Genomic DNA, 17,748 nt, shown 5'->3' with positions numbered 1-17,748 from the left:
CACAGTACATTTTGGCTGATGTTAATGATAAGATTCTTGCCACTAGCTCTACAACCAGCTTCAGCAGCGTGGCAGCAGGAAATTACAGATTATACGCACTGAATTATGACACATCGAAAGGAGTAACGGGCAATACCGTTAACTCGACGATCTCGTCTATAAGCGGTTCCTGCTTTGACGTATCAGCGGCCTTTCCAATTAACGTCTGTCCACAGGACGGCTCTGGCTGTGACTACACGGTAGGTACGGTAAGCTTTGTGGCTTCCGGCGGAAATATGGCGACAGAGTATGCAACAAGCTATGTGCTGACCAATGCTGACGGGGTTGTTACGGCTATTTCCGGTACGGCATCATTCACCGTAACAACGGCTGGCACGTATCTGGCACACGGTTTGAATTATAGAAACGACGGTACGCTGGCCGGCTTGTCTGTTGGTCAGTCCCTGAGTACGGTAACCGCCAGTTGTATTGACGTAGGGACACCGACAATTATTCAGGTTTGCGGTCCTCAGTACGTAACACTGCTGCCTAAGGTATATCTGCAGGGCGCTCTGTTCGGCGTCAATTCACCTGAAGTATTGATGCGTGACAATCTGCGGATGATGAACTACCTGCCAACTACGAGCCCTTATCCGTCACTTGGCTTAACGGGACTTACCTCGACCACGGCAGTTAGTCCAACGATCTTTGCCACTACAGGGCAGGACGCTATTGTTGACTGGGTATTTGTCGAGTTAAGAAGCGCAACAAACAACCAGCAGGTAGTAGATAGTCGGTCGGCACTGGTACAGCGGGACGGTGATATCGTGGCCGAGGATGGTGTGTCGCCCCTGCGATTCAACCAAGTGACTTCCGGAAATTTCTACGTGGCCGTGAAACACCGAAACCACCTCGGCGTAATGACCAGCACGGCTATTCCAATGAGTACGACGGGAACAATTGTTGACTTCAGAACTCCGCTAACACCAACGTATGTCCTGACGGCAGGCAACCTGAGTAATCAATCACAGGTGATCGTGGATCAGGGTGTAGCTCTATGGGCAGGTAATTCGCTGGTAGACAAAAATGTCATCTTCCAGGGTACCAATAACGACGTAAATGCTATTTCGCAACAGGTAATCAATGCCCCAGGCAACACGTTTGTGACACCTTTCTATAAACTGAGAGGCTACTATGTGGGAGATATCAACATGAACGGCGAAACGATTTTACAGGGTACCGGTAATGACGTGGATTTCATTTTTCAAAATGTTATTAAAAACCATCCAGGTAATATCCTGAAGCAAAATTTCTTCATCATCAAGGAACAACTGCCCTGAGCAGTGCCCTCACCCACCGCTTGTTGATACCAGGTAAAACACACATTGTATGAAACGTATTTCTACGATTTCGCTCTTGTTGGGATTATTGCTGATCTGTAATCTAGTACGGGCGCAGCAATCGTCTAATTCTGTAAAGTTTAAGGTTACATATGATGCTGCCACACAGATTTATACCACATATGTTATTCCCAACTATAGCGTACCTAATGCGAACAATAATCTAACCACCGAAAAAGGCGCTACAGCGCAATTCACAGTGGTTGTTCCGAAAGACTTCGTAATTTCCAGCATTACGGACATCAATGGTACCTGGGATAAAAACAACCTGAAATTAGGGCCAGGTCAACCACAGCAGAACTGGAGCGCCTACCCGTCCCTGGATCCAAATCTGAACTACTATGTTATTGGTAAGGCTCCAAATGAAACGGATTACGGTGCTTTTATCACAGGCCAGCCAGTACCCCTGTTTTCCTTCAGAGGGAATGGTTGTTTTGGGCCGATCTATCCATTACCCGCTAACGATCCATTTATCAATGCCGCCGACCAGTATCTGTCGCTGAACGTTGGTAACAGCTTTTACTCCCGGTCGGGGCAACCCGCCGGTGGAAACCAGGTGCCACTGGAGCAGTTCGAGACACTTATGGGGCCTCCGGCCGACTGTCGTCCACCGGTAGTACTGGTAGCCAATCCGGATAACGCAACGATTACAACGGGTTCTGTCAGCACAGTAGCGGTGCTGGGCAACGACACCAACACGGGTCGCCCGGCTAGCACGAGTAACGTAACGGTAAGCATTCTGACACCACCAGCTAACGGTACGGCTGTTATCAATCCGAACGGTACCATCAGCTTTACGCCAGCTCCCGGATTTACCGGGCAATCCTGTTTTCAATATCAAATTTGCGACGTAACCAGTACCACTGCCTGCGCTAATGCACAGGTGTGTGTAACCGTACGACCACAAACGACAGTAGTTGCTAATCCAGACGCGGCCACCATCACGGCGGGCACGGTGAGCACCGTAGCGGTACTAGGTAACGATACTAACACGGGTCGTCCTGCGAGTATTACCAACGTAACGGTGAGCATCGCCACACCATCACCTAACGGCACAGCTGTCGTGAACGCCGACGGCACCATCAGCTTCACCCCGGTGGTGGGCTTTGTGGGCCAGGCTTGCTATACCTACCGCATCTGCGACATCACCAGCACCAGCGTTTGTGCAACCGCACAGGTCTGCGTGACGGTCAACCCGCAAACAGCCGTAACCGCCAATCCAGACGCGGCCACCGTCACGGCGGGCACGGTAAGTACCGTAGCGGTGCTGGGCAACGACACCAACACAGGCCAGCCAGCCAGCATCACCAACGTAACGGTGAGTGTGACTCAGCAGTCGCCCAACGGCACAGCTGTCGTGAACGCTGACGGCACCATCAGCTTCACGCCAACGGCGGGCTACACCGGCACCACCTGCTACACGTACCAGATCTGTGACATCACCAGCGGCACGGTCTGCGCCACGACTCAGGCTTGTATCACGGTCAACCCGCAAACGGCTGTAACCGCCAATCCAGACGCGGCCACCGTCACGGCGGGCACGGTAAGTACCGTAGCGGTGCTGGGCAACGACACCAACACAGGCCGTCCGGCCAGCATCACCAACGTAACAGTGAGCGTGACCCAGCAGTCGCCCAACGGTACAGCCGTCGTGAACGCCGACGGCACCATCAGCTTCACCCCGACAGCGGGCTACACCGGCACCACCTGCTATACGTATCAGATTTGTGACCTTGTCAGTGGCACGGTCTGCGCCACGACCCAGGCTTGTATCACGGTCAACCCACAAACAGCCGTAACCGCTAACCCGGATGCGGCTACCATCACCACAGGCACGGTGAGCACGGTAGCGGTACTAGGTAATGATACCAACACGGGTCGCCCGGCCAGCATCACCAACGTAACGGTGAGTGTAACCCAGCAGTCACCCAACGGCACGGCGGTAGTGAACGCCGACGGCACCATCAGCTTTACCCCGGCGGTGGGCTTTGTGGGCCAGGCTTGCTACACCTACCGCATCTGCGACATCACCAGCACCAGCGTTTGTGCAACCGCACAAGTCTGCGTGACGGTTAATCCGCAAACGGCCGTAGTAGCTAACCCGGACGCGGCTACCATCACCACAGGTTCGGTGAGCACGGTAGCGGTGCTGGGTAATGATACCAACACGGGTCGTCCTGCGAGTATTACTAACGTAACAGTGAGCCTTGCCACGCCACCTGCCAACGGTACGGCGGTAGTGAACGCTGATGGCACCATCAGCTTCACCCCGGCGGTGGGCTTTGTGGGTCAGGCTTGCTATACCTACCGCATCTGTGACATCACCAGCACCAGCGTTTGTGCAACCGCACAAGTCTGCGTGACGGTCAACCCGCAAACAGCCGTAACCGCTAACCCGGACGCGGCTACGATTACAGCGGGCACGGTGAGCACGGTAGCGGTGCTGGGTAACGACACCAACACAGGCCGTCCAGCCAGCATCACCAACGTAACGGTGAGCATTGCTACGGCACCTGCTAACGGTACAGCAGTGGTCAATGCCGACGGCACCATCAGCTTCACCCCGGCGGTGGGCTTTGTGGGTCAGGCTTGCTACACCTACCGCATCTGTGACATCACCAGCGCCAGCGTTTGTGCAACCGCACAGGTTTGCGTGACGGTTAATCCACAAACGGCCGTAGTAGCTAACCCGGACGCGACCACGATCACAGCCGGTGCAGTAAGCACATTGGCAGTACTAGGTAACGATACCAACACAGGCCGGCCAGCGAGCATCACCAACGTAACGGTGAGCATTGCTACGCCATCACCAAACGGCACGGCGGTAGTGAACGCTGACGGCACCATCAGCTTCACGCCAACAGCAGGCTACACCGGCACCACCTGCTATACGTATCAGATCTGTGATATCACCAGCGGTACGGTCTGCGCCACGACCCAGGCTTGTATTACGGTCAACCCGCAAACGGCCGTAACCGCTAACCCGGATGCGGCCACCATCACCACGGGCACGGTGAGTACGGTAGCGGTGCTGGGGAATGATACCAATACCGGTAGCCCGGCCAGCATCACCAACGTAACGGTGAGCATTGCTACGGCACCTGCTAACGGTACAGCAGTGGTCAATGCCGACGGCACCATCAGCTTCACCCCGGTGGTGGGCTTTGTGGGCCAGGCTTGCTACACTTACCGCATCTGTGACATCACCAGCACCAGCGTTTGTGCAACCGCACAGGTCTGCGTGACGGTCAACCCACAAACAGCGGTGGTTGCCAACCCAGATGCCGCTACGATCACGGCGGGCACGGTGAGCACATTGGCGGTGCTGAGTAATGACACCAACACAGGCCGTCCGGCCAGCATCACCAACGTAACGGTGAGTGTGACTCAGCAGTCGCCCAACGGCACAGCTGTCGTGAACGCTGACGGCACCATCAGCTTCACCCCGACAGCGGGCTATACCGGCACCACCTGCTATACGTATCAGATTTGTGACATCACCAGCGGTACGGTCTGCGCCACGACCCAGGCTTGTATCACGGTTCGTCCGCAGGCTATGGTAGTGGCCAATCCGGATAGTGGTACAACCACCGCCGGATCTCCTATCACGATCAATATTTTTGCGAACGACAATAGCAACGGGGCTCCAGTAAGCTCGACCAACGTAACGGTTAGTCTGTTAACACCACCTGCTAACGGCACGGCTACATTGACAGCTGACGGACGGATTCTGTACCGATCTGCAGCTGGTTTCTCTGGAGTCGACTGCTTTACGTATCAGATTTGCGACGTGAACAGCACTATTGCCTGTTCCTCGGCACAGGTCTGCGTAACGGTATCTGCTGCACCGGTTCCAGTAGTATTGGCTGCTAACCCGGATAGCGGCACAACAACTTCGGGTACGGAAATAATTACCCGCGTACTGGCTAACGATACGAACACGGGTCGTCCGGCGAGCGCTACGAACGTAGTCGTGAGCCTGCCGACACCACCTGCCAATGGGACAGCAGTGGTGAATGCCGATGGTACGATCAGCTTTACACCAGCTACCAGCTTCACGGGAGTAACCTGCTATACGTATCAGATTTGTGATCTGACCAGTACAACGGTTTGCACGACGTCTCAGGTGTGTATTACAGTACTGCCAAAACCAATCGGCAATGCTGATATCCGCGTAACGAAGGCGCTGGTTGGTAACAAAATCCGGGCAATCAACGATGTCGTTACGTTCACGATCGTCGTGAAAAACCTGGGTGCCGACCGGGCAACGAACGTAGTTGTTAAAGACAGTCTGGGTAGCGGTCTGCAGTTTGTTTCGGGTTCAACTACGGTTGGTACGTATGCCGCATCAATGCTGACAATTCCTGCCCTGGCAGCCGGTGACAGTGCTATCCTGACCGTCAACGCCCGGTTGCTGGTAGAAGGTATCGCCTTCAATTACGCCCGGACAGTGTCGCTGGATCAGGTTGATCCGAACAGTGCCAACAACAGCGATCAGAGCTGCGTATCGGTTCCCGTGAATGTGTGTACGGGGGAAGCCATTGTGGCAACCATTCCGTCGCTGTACACCAACGTAACCTGGTATAAGGACGGTGCGCAGGTAGGTTCAGGAAACACAATCACGCTGGTTGCTGCGGGTACCTACACCTTTAGCGCGTCAAACTCGACTTGTCCTGCGGGGGGATGTTGCCCACTGGTTGTTGTTGAGCAGAATTGCTGCCCGGCTAACGTATGTGTACCGTTCGTCATCACGAAAACGAGACGGAGATAGCCGAACTGTCAGACTTAATCCATTTCGATTATGAGAGCATTAATTGCCACGTTATTGATTGCCGGACTGAGCCTGAGCCAGGCCCTTGCCCAGTCAGCTTCTAACTTCTCGGTCAAGTACATGGTTACGTACGACACAGACAAGAAGTTATACACCGCCTGGATCATCCCGGAATATAGTACGCCTAATTCCAACAATGGCGATACGGAGGAAAAAGGGCTGACGGCTCAGTTTACCCTGAAAGTACCAACCAACTTTCTGGTATCGAACATCAAGGACGTACGGGGCACCTGGGAGAAGAGCCCAATCAAAATTGGTCGCCAGAAAGAGTTTAACGTGCAGGGCGTAAGTCCTTTCTACGAGTATTACGTCATTGGGAAAACTCCGAGCGAAACAAACTACGGTGAGTTCAAAGAAGGTGAGCCGGTAGCGCTGTTCACTTTTACGGGGCAGAACGGCAATCCGGCCGACGTAACAGTGCTGGAAAATAATGACTCATTCATCAAGATTGCTGATGAGCGGATGTCATTAAACGTAGCCAGCAGCTTTTATTCCCGCTCGGGTCAGGCTGCTAATATGAACGCCCGTCCACTGGATCAGTTCGCCCGGCCGACAACAATGAACACGGTTCTGACCGAAATGGCCAAGAAACTAACGGCTATTGCGCAGTTAAACGGTGTGTCGGAAGGAGTTGAGGAAATGTCGGTTATTGCTTATCCCAACCCGGTTGCCGAAACCCTGAACGTGAAGTATTTCTCGCAGCAGGATGACGCAATCCGTCTGGAAGTTGTCGACATGAAAGGCAACATCAACCAGACATCAACCCAGGAGGTGAAGCGGGGGGTAAACACGTTCCGGATTAACATGGAGAAATCAGCGGGCGGCACATACTTGCTGCGGACGGTTGTCGGCGGTAAAGTGGTGAACCGGAAAATTGTCAAAGATTCGTAACCAATTTCACCATTTATAAACCCAGGCCCATTTGGTACTTACCGAATGGGCCTTTTTGTTGGCCCTCAATAGACGGAAGAAATCGGCTCAGAAAGCCTTGTTTGCTAACCTATATAACTAATTCAGCGGCCCTGACGAGCGTGAATGTAAACGCTTTTGATTCGGTCACCTGATTTCTTCGTAACTTTACAAGCCGTTTGCCCATCAACAGGGTTTAAGCGGTAACAAGCCAACTGCAACGAGAGAATATGTCCTGGTTCGTCCGAAAAGATAAGGGTATTCAGACGCCGACCGAAATGAAACGGGAAGCCCCCGATGGTCTTTGGTATCAGTGTCCGAATTGTAAAAAAATCATGCATACGCGGGAGCATAAGCTCAATGCATTTACCTGCGTCCACTGCAACTACCACGAGAAAGTGGGCTCCGAGGCCTATTTTTCGATTCTCTTCGACGACAACGAATTCACAGAACTTGACGCCGATATGATCTCGGGTGATCCGCTGAAGTTTGTCGATACGAAAGCCTATCCGAGCCGGATCAAGACAACGATCGAAAAAACGGGTCTGAAAGACGCGGTTCGCACGGCTTATGGTCCAGTGCACGGCCAGACGGTAACGATGGCTGTGATGGATTTTAACTTCATCGGCGGATCAATGGGGTCGGTAGTAGGGGAGAAGATCGCACGCGCGATTGACTACGCGATCGCCAACAAAACGCCGTTCTTAATGGTCTCCCGCTCGGGGGGTGCCCGGATGATGGAAGCCGGTTTCTCGCTCATGCAGATGGCGAAAACCTCCGCTAAACTGGCGCTTTTAGCGAACGCTAAATTGCCGTACGTATCCTTGCTGACTGATCCCACGACGGGGGGAGTTACGGCGTCTTACGCAATGCTGGGCGACTTCAACATTGCCGAGCCCGGTGCGCTGATCGGTTTTGCCGGTCCCCGCGTTATTCGGGAAACGATTGGCAAAGACCTGCCCAAAGGCTTCCAGAGCGCCGAATTTGTTCTGGATCACGGGTTCCTTGATTTCATTGTTGACCGGAAAGATCTGAAGGATAAACTAGCTACTCTATTCCGGATGCTCCAGTAATGCGACTCGTCTCCCATCCTGTTCTCTGCAACTACTACGTAACGTACCGCTGTAACGCCAGTTGTAGTTTCTGCGACATTTGGGAGCGTCCATCGCCTTACATCACACTCGAAAATGCGCGCCAGAATCTACGCGATCTGAAAAAACTGGGCGTTCGGGTGGTCGATTTTACGGGTGGTGAACCCCTGCTGCACCGGCACTTACCCGAACTGCTGCAGGAAGCGAAACAGCTCGGGCTGATTACGACAATCACGACCAATGCCCTGCTCTATCCTAAACAGGCGGAGCGGCTTCGTGGGCTGGTGGATATGCTGCATTTCTCGCTGGATTCGCCCGTTGCCGAGGAGCACGACCAGTCGCGGGGTGTAAAGTGCTTTGATAAAGTAATGGAATCTATCCGGATCGCTCGCCAGTTGGGGGAGCGTCCGGATATTTTGTTTACGGTCTTTGAGCACAATGTTCACCAGATTCGGCAGATGCACGAGGAAATTTGCCTGCCCAACGATCTGGTGCTCATTCTGAACCCGGTTTTTGAGTACAACACCGTCGAAACCGGCGATCGCTTTTCGGAAGAGGCACTGCAGACGATGAGCTGGTGGAGTCGCCAAAAGAACGTGTATCTGAATGATGCATTCATTCAACTCCGGCGCGACGGAGGAAACCACGTAGAAGACCCCATTTGCCGGGCCGCCAGCACCACCATCGTTATTTCTCCCGAGAACAAGCTTGTTCTGCCCTGTTATCACCTGGGGCTGAAAGAATACCCTATCGACAACGAGCTGCATACGCTCTACCATTCGGAAGAGGTACAAAAACTCGTTGCGCTGGAAGGCCGTCTGCCGGCCTGTGAAGGCTGCGCCATTAACTGCTACATGCAGCCCTCCTTTGCCGTTGAGATGAGCAAATACTGGTGGAAAGCGCTGCCCAGTACGCTCAAATACAACTGGCTGAAAGGTACCTGGAAACAGCTTCTCTAGCTATCGTTTAAGGACTTTCTGCGTCAGCGTACGCTGTCCAACCTTCGCCCGGAGCAGGTACGTTCCGGCCGACAGATTTTCCGTACTGATTACCTGCTCGTGCTGCCGGGCTGCCTTCGTAAAGGTCGATTGATGAATTAACCGCCCGTTCATGTCCAGCAGTTGAACCGTAGCGGGGAGGGTGCGGGTGCTCTGAATCGTTACCTGCAACCGATCGTCGACCGGGTTCGGAAAAGCGCTGAATAACACATCTTCGTCGCGGTACTCGGGCAGGGCAGTAACCAGGTTAGTACCAAGTACGGCGGGTTCATAGGCTGGCAGGGGCGTGGGCGAACCAGGTCGGTCAATGACCATCAGGATAATTTCTTCCTGCGTCTGGCTGATAAGCGTACCTCGTCGGTATTCGCTCACGGTCAGCGCTACGCTGAAATTGCCCTGCTGAGTAGGTACATCCCAGATGAGTACGCCCGTTGCCGAATTAAGCTTGAACGTACCCTGCCGGGTCAAATCGTTCGGAAACTGAAACGAACTAACCGCTGTAACCGACGTACAGGGTTCTATCATCGCCTTGTTAAGTGGCCGGGCCAGACCATATACCAGGCTGTCTCCATCGGAGTCGGTAGCGCGCAGATTGACCGTTGCTCGCTGGTTAACAGTTAACGTATCGCCGGAATAGGCAAATACAGGCGTTTGGTTACCTGAGTTGCTGATTGAGAGTGTAGTAGTGAGCGCAAACGCGATCTGGTCGGCGCTGGGGATGTTCTGCACCCCAGTTCGATTGACAACACCAACCGTAAGCGTATAAACGCCCGGACCGGCGTAGGTATGCATGACCTGATACGTATTGACGCTGATCGTACGATTGGCCAGATACTGCCGGGCCTGACGTGGGACTAGTAGCGAGCTACCATCGCCGAAGCAGATTTCCTGTTCCGTACTTACATCAGCCGCTGCTCTGCCGTATAGTTCATCCATATACAGGACAAGCGTAATCTGCTGCGTCAGGGCATTGGTTGATGCGGACTGCGTACGAATGTAGCCACCGCGTAAATGGGTGGCATGCGCCATCTGAAGGCCTGCTACTAGCAGAACCAGCCAAAGAAAAGGTTTCATGGTGTTTACGTTAAAGGGAAGTCGGAATACACCACAATAACTATGGATGAAAATCTATTCGTACGTTAGCCGAAGAAGATTTAGAGCGTGTTGGGGAATTACATTTGGTTCAAACCTCAAATACGCTGTAGTATCACTTGAATGTTAGCCAAATACAGCCAGTTGACCGAAGAAGCTACCGTATACTCATAGTCCTTGACGATCCGGCGGAAGAAATTGGTCCAAGCGATGCTGCGTTCGACTACCTATCGCTTAGCTACTGGTACAAAGCCTTGAGCGGACTCGGGACGCGAGGCTTTTTCAAATACAATACTCCACCCCTCCAACTCACGGGCAAACACGCCGTTATAAGCTTGATCGCCGTAGATTTTCTCCAGCCGTTCGCCTACGCGCCACAGCATGTTGGTGATCAATGGCACGGCTAAGGGGCCGTCAGCCTCGTTAGCCGCCGATACGTCAGCTACCCACAAGCGCCCCTGGGTATCCACGATTAGAGTTCGTTTGCGGCCATTGATACGCTTGTTGCCGTCTAGACCGCGCTGTTCACAGATCATGGGATGCAACTTAACGCTTTGTGAATCAATGCATAGTACTGATGGATGACTTGCTCGTCCGGCTTGCTGACGGTCGAGTTGATTCAAAGCAGCGTTGATCTGCTCAAATATACCAGCCTGTTTCCACTGATCGAAATAGTAGTACACCGCCTGCCAGTGTGGCCAATGCGAGGGCAGGTTACGCCACTGACAGCCGGTTCGAAGCAACCACAACAAGGCGTCTACGATGTGGCGCAAATTATGAGTCCGCTTGCGTCGAAGGTCAAAGAAAGGCGAAATTGCGGCCCATTGAGGGTCGGTCAGTGGTTGCCACTGTTTAGTCATTGCTTCATGTCTTGGTCGACACAAAGTTGACACGACTCTCAAGCTTTCTCAATTCCCCAACACGCTCTTATTAAGCGGTATTGTTCTCATAGACAGCTCACTACGCAATAGGTCGACTAACAAAAAAGCCTGCGCTTCTGAAAGGCAGGCTGACTCGGACAGGTGCATTATTGATCCGACTGGCTAGGGCAGGTCCGGGCACGTCTCCGTCCGGCGCGTGTCGATGATGCTGTGAATGTACCATTTGTCGTCCATCTTCACTAGCGTAAACGTATTGACGCCACAGTGACTCTTCTTGCCATTCAGGTAAAAGACGTAGGGCGTCCAGGCGGTGGCCAGCAGAGGCTCCGTTTTGATGTCGTACGAAGCCAGCCGCTCATCCAGAGAACCCGGTTTCTGCCGTCCGATCGACGTAACGAATTTAGCGATGGCGGTTTCCTGAATCATCACTGACTTTTTCATGCTAACGCTGGTAAGTGTAGAGGTGGGCAGAAAAACCGATTGTACCATCGACGAGTCGGCTTTACGCATTCCCGTGAACAGCCTATCGATAACAGCCCGAACTGCCGTTTCATCGTTTGACTGAGATAGGGCGGGAAAAGAACAGACCAGCAGGCAGAACAGGGAAATGTATTTCATGGGGAGGGGGTATGAGGTGCCGCAAAAAAAACAGCCCGATCAAGTCGATCGGGCTGTGGGAAACCTAGATATACTGGTTGACAATCATTTCGTAGAGCTCTTGTTTGCCGCTGAGTTGTTTTGGCTCACCGTTGCTCATCGCGTACTCACGTAAGTCTTCCAGCGTTAGCTCGCCTTTTTCGAAACGGGCGCCTTCTCCCGAGTCGTAACTGGCGTAGCGGTCGGACCGCATTTGCTTGTACTTTGATTTTTCCAGAATCGCTTCGGCGGCAATGGCTGCCCGGGCGAAGGTATCCATACCACCGATATGGGCGATGAAAATATCTTCGAGATCGGTTGAGTTCCGGCGCGTTTTGGCGTCGAAGTTTACCCCCCCCGATTTGAAACCACCCGCTTCCAGAATCACCAGCATCGCTTCGGTCAGCTCATACACGTCAACGGGGAACTGGTCGGTATCCCAGCCGTTCTGGTAATCACCCCGGTTGGCGTCAATGCTGCCCAGCATGTTATTATCAACGGCAACCTGCAGCTCGTGGGCAAACGTGTGGTTAGCCAGCGTAGCGTGGTTGGTCTCGAGGTTAAGTTCGAAATCGTCCTGCAGACCGAATCTGTTCAGGAAGCCAACGACCGTAGCCGCGTCGAAGTCGTACTGGTGTTTGGTTGGTTCCATCGGCTTGGGCTCGATGTAGAACGAACCTTTGAAACCCTGTTTCCGGGCATAGTCGCGCGAGATCTGAAGAAACTTACCCAGGTGCTCCTGCTCCCGTTTCATGTTCGTGTTCAGCAGCGACATATACCCTTCGCGGCCGCCCCAGAACGTGTAGCCCCGACCACCCAGCTCGATGGTTGCGTCGATGGCGTTTTTCACCTGCCAGCCGCCGTGGGCCAGTACGTGGAAATCCGGATTGGTGCTGGCGCCGTTCATGTAACGCTCGTGCGAGAACAGGTTGGCCGTACCCCACAGCAGTTTGACACCACTGGCGGCCTGTTTCTGCTTGGCGTAATCGACAATGGCGCGGAAGTTCTTTTCGAACTCGGCGTTTGATTTGCCTTCAGGTGCTACGTCCACATCGTGGAAGCAGTAATAATCCATCCCGATTTTAGTGATGAATTCAAAGGCTGCATCCATTTTATCGTGGGCCGCGCCCAGAGCATCGGCGTTAGCATCCCAGGGGAAGTGCTTGACGCCCGGTCCGAAGGGGTCACCACCGGTACCGCAGAAGGTGTGCCAGTAAGCCGTCGCGAACCGGAACAGGTCTTTCATGGGTGTGCCCAGGATGGGGCGGGTAGCGTCATAAAACTTAAATGCGAGCGGGTTGTCCGATTCGCGGCCTTCGTACTGAATAGGTTTCTCGACAAATGGGAAATACGTTTTGTCGCCAAGGGTTAACTGAGCCATACTTGCTGGTTTTGGAACGAATAAGGTCCCAAAGGTCAGATACCTTTGGGACCTTGTCAACTATATGAAAGACAAATAAGCCAATTTACTACTATTGGGGCAGCGTGATGTAGAACCCGTCTGGCTTTCGGAAGGCTGTTGGGGTTGAATATGTATTGTCATATTGAAGAACCGGTTGCGCAACAATTTCCGCTTTGGGCAGCACCCGTACGTCGGACGCCCAGAATTGTGTATCGATATGAAACTCGTTTTTGAAGTCTTTATCGGTCGAGAGTGTCAGGTAGTTTCGGAACGTCAGCGGTGATTTTTCTTCGGAGTAGTTGAAGATGCTAACCACGATTGGCTGTTTCTTACCCGGGTCTGCCTTCGAGTTCTGGTGCGTGATTTCTGGCTGTCCTTTCAGTAGGAGGTTTCCCTGTGGGACGACGACAAAATCCTTTTTCTCAATTTTAGTATTGGGTGGAATAAAACCAACCGCGTCTTCTTTGGTAATCGTACCACTCAAACTACCAGTCGAGTAGCGTCGGTATAAACCCGAGCCGGCGAACGAGCCCGACAGATTTACGTTTGCTACGTCGTACCAGTAGTCCAGTTTGTTCTGCCCAATAATGAACGATGAGCGTTTCCAGTCGACGTAGAGGGGTTGCTGCAGTTTATTAACCAGCGTGATGTGCATCAGACCCCGGCTGCTGGAGAAATCGTAGGTAAGCGTCAACGTATCATTGTCCAGTACCAGTCCCTTGTCCGGAACGGTCTGAACGTTGTTTCCGCGTAACGTAACGAGCTGGGCCTGGGGCGAGCAGGCCGCCAGTGCCAACAGGCACAGAGCGAGTAAAAAGAACGTTTTCATAGGCGTGTATCAGTTGGTCGAAATATATGAAATGAACCATTAGTTTAATGTCTATTCATTCCACAATCGGCAGAATCTGATTTATTGCCTGGTCAGTCCCGCCCGCCAGGCTAATAATCTTGCCTTCATGTCGCCGGCCAGCTTCGCATGCTGACCCGCTACGTCCGTTTGTTCGGCTGGGTCGGTGGTGAGGTCATATAACTCGGCACCGGTGCCATCGGCATTGAGCAGCAATTTCCAGTTGCCCTGTCGCATGGCCAGATTCGGGCTTTTATCGCGACCTGCCGGGTAACGGAACGATACGCTATTACGGCCATATTCCCAGAAAAGAGGAGTTTTGCGAACGCTGGGTTTACCCAGTAATACGGTTGCTTTGTTTTCGCCGTCGGTAGATGAATTACTCACTTTTTTGCCTGCCATACTGACGAACGTAGGCAGCAGATCGACCGCACTCAACACCGACTGATTGTCAACCTTGCCTTTGGGTACTTTGGTAGGATACCGAACGATAAAAGGCATTCGGATGCCTCCTTCGTACAGGGAGAGTTTGCTGCCCCGGAACGTAGCCGACCGATTTCCCTGAAAGGTAGGCAGCGCGCCGTTATCGCTGGTGAAGACAACGAGCGTATTGTCGTCGACCCCCAATGCTTTGAGCCCTGCTATCAGCCGACCGATCTGTACATCGAGTTCAGCCAGGACGGCCTTGAATTCGCGCGGCTTTTCGGTTCCGTTCGGAAACTCGTTGAGGGTTGTTTCGTCGGGTACCCAGGGCGTGTGCACATCGTCGGGCCAAAGGTTAATGTAGCAGGGCTTACCCGGGTTTCGTTTCAGAAAATCGAGTGTTTTGTCGACGAAGTAGGCCGTGCGGTTCCAGCGCTTCACACTGTCCGATTTAGCCCATATCCAGTCGGTCGACGTGAGCAGCGGATCAGGATCAGGGCTTTCCCAGGTGCTGGCGTATTCATCAAAACCGTATTGACGGATACCCGGCGCATTGTCAACATCGCGTCCCCCGCCCATGTGCCATTTGCCAAAGTGCGCTGTCGCATACCCAGCCCTTTTGAGCTGACGCGCCACTGAGGGAGCCGACGCATCCAGAAAGTCGACCTGTTCGCAGGTACGATTGTGTTTTTTATCCGCCAGAAACGAGGTGATTTGCCACTTGCCGGGGACGTTACCCGTCAGCAGACCCACCCGCGAAGGCGAACAAATTGGGGCGGCACTGTAATAGTTGGTAAATCGAGTACCCTCGGTAGCTAGCTGATCAATATTGGGCGTTGGCGGCAACTGACCCGCCGTCGGGCTGGATCGATAGCAGCCTACATCGCCGATACCCATGTCGTCGATTAGAATCAGGATGATATTGGGCTGCCGATTCGTCTGCTTTGGAACCAACGCTGGTTTGGGCATCCAGAAGCTACTCAATAGCGCTAATACGCCTACACTTACTACCAAAAGGGCAAGACGACGATTCATATAGTAACGTGAGTATCGGGTTTAGGAATCGATGATTACCGGAAATCTGGCTAGAAGCAGTTCCAGTCGATGATAACATTGGAGTAACTTGTAGCTGGCCTAAAAATGCTCAAGACCATTCTGATAAATCGCCAAACATCCATCTGAGTCTATTTTTTCGTCAGATATGAACGATTCAATGCTTTGTTTATGAAGAACGAGTAACGCTACAAGTTGATCGTTAGCTAGGTTACCTGTCCGTAACCAGATGATTTTAGGTGGGTGCCCATAGAGTGCCGTCAGATTGTAAAGATCTTCATCGAAGGTTACAATCGCATACTTCTTTTGTCTACAGAACTCCCAGATGGCGCGGTCGTCCCTATTATAGAGTCCGTTCTCCCGAACGCCCTCTACAACAGGAAAATACTCTTTTAATTTCTTTACGACACGGAATGAGATATTCTGGTCCAGAAGTAGCTTCATGCCGCGATGCGAAGATGGTTCTCCTTATGTGCTGCAAAAGCAAGACTGGCATAAATATCATCTTTAGTCAGCTCGGGAAAATCGCTGATTATTTCATCCATCGTCATCCCGGATGCCAACCAGGATAGAATGTCTCCTACGGCAATACGCATACCGCGAATGCAGGGTTTACCTCCTCGCTTTCCGGGTTCAATGGTAATAATCTGCCGATAGTCTACCATAGCAAAACTATGTTTAGCGTTTAAACTACAATTTCGATTCCAGCAGTTCCAGCCAGCTGTTGTAGGCGTTTCGGGAGGCTTCCTGAGCACGCATGTCAGGCTCGATGGTTTTGGTAATGTTCAACCCGATAAACGCGTCCTGCTGATTTTTGTAGTGCCCCAGGCCAATACCAGCCCCGCGAGCAGCACCCTGCGCCCCGTCGGTGTTATACAGCTCGATGGTAGCCCCGGTCAGGTTGGCCATCGTATCGCGGAAGAGAGGGCTTTGGAACATATTGGCTTCTCCGGCGCGAATGGTCTGGACGCCAACGCCCACGCTTTCCATGATCTGGATGCCGTAATACAGGGCAAAAACAATGCTTTCCTGGGCAGCCCGGATCAGGTGGGGCAGGCCATGCCGCGTTAGTTGCAGACCATGAAACGAAGCGCCCAGGTCTTTGTTCTCCAGCATGCGTTCTGCACCATTACCGAACGGCAGACAGATGAGGCCATCGGCACCAATCGGCGCTTCGTGGGCCAGCAGATTCATGTCGTTGTAGCTGATCGATCGGCGCAGAATCTGATTCCGCAGCCAGCTGTTCAGAATGCCCGTTCCGTTCACGCAGAGGAGTACACCGTAACGGGGCGTTTCGGGAGTGTGGCTGACGTGCAGGAACGTATTAACGCGCGATTTGGGATCGTAATCCAGCTTGTCGCTAACGCCGTAGACCACCCCCGACGTACCGGCGGTGGCCGCAATCTGACCCGGCTCCAGCACGTTCAGCGAGAGCGCGTTGTTCGGCTGATCGCCCGCGCGGTACGTAACGGGCGTACCCGCTGCCAGACCCAGCTCAGCCGCGGCCGCTGCTGTTAGCTCGCCCTGGGGCGCGAACGTAGGTTTGATGTTTGCCAGGAGTGATTTATCGAAGCCGTAATAGTGAAGCAGGAACTCGGCGGGCTGATTCTCCTGAAAATCCCAGAGAACACCTTCCGAAAGCCCCGACGCCGTGGTCACGACCTCGCCGGTCATGCGCATCGCCAGGTAATCGCCGGGGAGCATGAACTTGGCAACGTTCGCATACACGCCCGGCTCATTGGCTTTCACCCAGGCCAGCTTGGCCGCCGTAAAGTTGCCGGGAGAGTTCAGCAGGTGCTGTAGTGTACGATCATGACCCAGGTCGTCGAACGCCTGATTACCAAAGGGCACCGCCCGGCTGTCGCACCAGATGATGGAAGGACGCAGTACGTTCTGTTGGTCATCAACCACAACCAGGCCGTGCATCTGGTACGAAATACCAATCGCCTTCACGTCTTCTGGTTTGACATTGGCCTGCTGTACTACAGCTTTGCTGGCCAGACAGGCATTTTTCCACCAGTTTTCGGGCTGCTGTTCGGCAAAACCAGCCTTGGGCGCTTCAATCGCCATTTCTGTTTCGGGGAAAAAAGCCGAAGCAACGGCCACGCCGGTATCGGCATTTACCAGACAAGCTTTTACGGAAGAACTACCAAGGTCAAAGCCAATAAAGAACATGCGGAAGAGGGTTAAGAATTTACTGCGAAAG

At 53.1% G+C, this 17,748-nt stretch carries 14 protein-coding genes; 5 read left to right on the top strand and 9 right to left on the bottom strand.

What is annotated here, in order from left to right:
• Positions 1–68: 68 nt before the first annotated feature.
• The 5 genes from HU175_RS01295 to HU175_RS01275 all read left to right on the top strand — a co-directional run bounded on the left by HU175_RS01295 (position 69) and on the right by HU175_RS01275 (position 9,169).
• A complete protein-coding gene (locus HU175_RS01295; protein WP_176564867.1) occupies positions 69–1,319 on the top strand; it encodes a hypothetical protein in 1,251 nt (416 codons plus the stop codon).
• Positions 1,320–1,368: 49 nt separating this feature from the next.
• A complete protein-coding gene (locus HU175_RS01290) occupies positions 1,369–6,150 on the top strand; it encodes a beta strand repeat-containing protein (RefSeq protein ID WP_176564866.1) in 4,782 nt (1,593 codons plus the stop codon).
• A 30-nt stretch (positions 6,151–6,180) separates the two neighbouring features.
• Positions 6,181–7,101 carry a T9SS type A sorting domain-containing protein gene (locus tag HU175_RS01285; protein ID WP_176564865.1) on the top strand — a complete coding sequence of 307 codons (921 nt, stop codon included), beginning with the start codon at positions 6,181–6,183 and terminating at the stop codon, positions 7,099–7,101.
• A gap of 248 nt (positions 7,102–7,349) precedes the next feature.
• A complete protein-coding gene (gene accD / locus HU175_RS01280; RefSeq protein WP_176564864.1) occupies positions 7,350–8,192 on the top strand; it encodes an acetyl-CoA carboxylase, carboxyltransferase subunit beta in 843 nt (280 codons plus the stop codon).
• Positions 8,192–9,169: a radical SAM protein gene (locus HU175_RS01275; RefSeq protein ID WP_176564863.1), complete on the top strand. Its 978-nt coding sequence runs from the start codon at positions 8,192–8,194 to the stop codon at positions 9,167–9,169. Before accD ends, HU175_RS01275 begins: the two co-directional genes overlap by 1 nt.
• Here HU175_RS01275 and HU175_RS01270 read toward each other — a convergent pair whose 3' ends face one another.
• From HU175_RS01270 to HU175_RS01230, 9 genes are all read right to left on the bottom strand, one after another.
• Complete coding sequence (locus HU175_RS01270) at positions 9,170–10,282, bottom strand: T9SS type A sorting domain-containing protein (protein WP_176564862.1); 1,113 nt, start codon at positions 10,280–10,282, stop codon at positions 9,170–9,172.
• 245 nt (positions 10,283–10,527) lie between these two features.
• Entirely contained in the window at positions 10,528–11,160 is a 633-nt protein-coding gene (locus HU175_RS01265) for an IS5 family transposase (RefSeq protein WP_228724281.1), read from the bottom strand.
• A 183-nt stretch (positions 11,161–11,343) separates the two neighbouring features.
• Entirely contained in the window at positions 11,344–11,799 is a 456-nt protein-coding gene (locus HU175_RS01260; RefSeq protein WP_176564861.1) for a hypothetical protein, read from the bottom strand.
• A gap of 64 nt (positions 11,800–11,863) precedes the next feature.
• Positions 11,864–13,198: a xylose isomerase gene (gene xylA / locus HU175_RS01255; protein ID WP_176564860.1), complete on the bottom strand. Its 1,335-nt coding sequence runs from the start codon at positions 13,196–13,198 to the stop codon at positions 11,864–11,866.
• Between the two features lie 91 nt (positions 13,199–13,289).
• The gene (locus tag HU175_RS01250) at positions 13,290–14,048 is read right to left on the bottom strand and encodes a hypothetical protein (RefSeq protein ID WP_176564859.1); all 759 of its coding nucleotides are present in this window, start codon (positions 14,046–14,048) and stop codon (positions 13,290–13,292) included.
• 81 nt (positions 14,049–14,129) lie between these two features.
• Positions 14,130–15,524 carry a sulfatase gene (locus tag HU175_RS01245; RefSeq protein ID WP_176564858.1) on the bottom strand — a complete coding sequence of 465 codons (1,395 nt, stop codon included), beginning with the start codon at positions 15,522–15,524 and terminating at the stop codon, positions 14,130–14,132.
• Positions 15,525–15,623: 99 nt separating this feature from the next.
• On the bottom strand, positions 15,624–15,986 hold the full coding sequence (locus HU175_RS01240) for a DUF5615 family PIN-like protein (RefSeq protein WP_176564857.1): 363 nt from the start codon (positions 15,984–15,986) through the stop codon (positions 15,624–15,626).
• Positions 15,983–16,207 carry a DUF433 domain-containing protein gene (locus HU175_RS01235; RefSeq protein WP_176564856.1) on the bottom strand — a complete coding sequence of 75 codons (225 nt, stop codon included), beginning with the start codon at positions 16,205–16,207 and terminating at the stop codon, positions 15,983–15,985. The genes HU175_RS01240 and HU175_RS01235 overlap by 4 nt, the downstream gene beginning before the upstream one ends.
• Before the next feature lie 25 nt (positions 16,208–16,232).
• On the bottom strand, positions 16,233–17,717 hold the full coding sequence (locus HU175_RS01230) for a xylulokinase (RefSeq protein ID WP_176564855.1): 1,485 nt from the start codon (positions 17,715–17,717) through the stop codon (positions 16,233–16,235).
• Positions 17,718–17,748 lie beyond the last annotated feature (31 nt).

Origin of the sequence: Spirosoma sp. KUDC1026, from assembly GCF_013375035.1 — a bacterium.
Classification (GTDB): Bacteria; Bacteroidota; Bacteroidia; order Cytophagales; family Spirosomataceae; genus Spirosoma.
The sequence above is the reverse complement of the archived record's forward strand: the minus strand, read 5'-3'. Positions and strand labels throughout refer to the sequence as shown.

What these genes read in the sequence shown, in the direction of transcription:
- HU175_RS01290 (WP_176564866.1), top strand. Translation starts at nt 1,369, where the DNA reads ATGAAACGTATTTCTACGATTTCGCTCTTGTTGGGATTATTGCTGATC.
- HU175_RS01285 (WP_176564865.1), top strand. Translation starts at nt 6,181, where the DNA reads ATGAGAGCATTAATTGCCACGTTATTGATTGCCGGACTGAGCCTGAGC.
- accD (WP_176564864.1), top strand. Translation starts at nt 7,350, where the DNA reads ATGTCCTGGTTCGTCCGAAAAGATAAGGGTATTCAGACGCCGACCGAA.
- HU175_RS01275 (WP_176564863.1), top strand. Translation starts at nt 8,192, where the DNA reads ATGCGACTCGTCTCCCATCCTGTTCTCTGCAACTACTACGTAACGTAC.
- HU175_RS01270 (WP_176564862.1), bottom strand. Translation starts at nt 10,282, where the DNA reads ATGAAACCTTTTCTTTGGCTGGTTCTGCTAGTAGCAGGCCTTCAGATG.
- HU175_RS01265 (WP_228724281.1), bottom strand. Translation starts at nt 11,160, where the DNA reads ATGACTAAACAGTGGCAACCACTGACCGACCCTCAATGGGCCGCAATT.
- HU175_RS01260 (WP_176564861.1), bottom strand. Translation starts at nt 11,799, where the DNA reads ATGAAATACATTTCCCTGTTCTGCCTGCTGGTCTGTTCTTTTCCCGCC.
- xylA (WP_176564860.1), bottom strand. Translation starts at nt 13,198, where the DNA reads ATGGCTCAGTTAACCCTTGGCGACAAAACGTATTTCCCATTTGTCGAG.
- HU175_RS01250 (WP_176564859.1), bottom strand. Translation starts at nt 14,048, where the DNA reads ATGAAAACGTTCTTTTTACTCGCTCTGTGCCTGTTGGCACTGGCGGCC.
- HU175_RS01245 (WP_176564858.1), bottom strand. Translation starts at nt 15,524, where the DNA reads ATGAATCGTCGTCTTGCCCTTTTGGTAGTAAGTGTAGGCGTATTAGCG.
- HU175_RS01240 (WP_176564857.1), bottom strand. Translation starts at nt 15,986, where the DNA reads ATGAAGCTACTTCTGGACCAGAATATCTCATTCCGTGTCGTAAAGAAA.
- HU175_RS01235 (WP_176564856.1), bottom strand. Translation starts at nt 16,207, where the DNA reads ATGGTAGACTATCGGCAGATTATTACCATTGAACCCGGAAAGCGAGGA.
- HU175_RS01230 (WP_176564855.1), bottom strand. Translation starts at nt 17,717, where the DNA reads ATGTTCTTTATTGGCTTTGACCTTGGTAGTTCTTCCGTAAAAGCTTGT.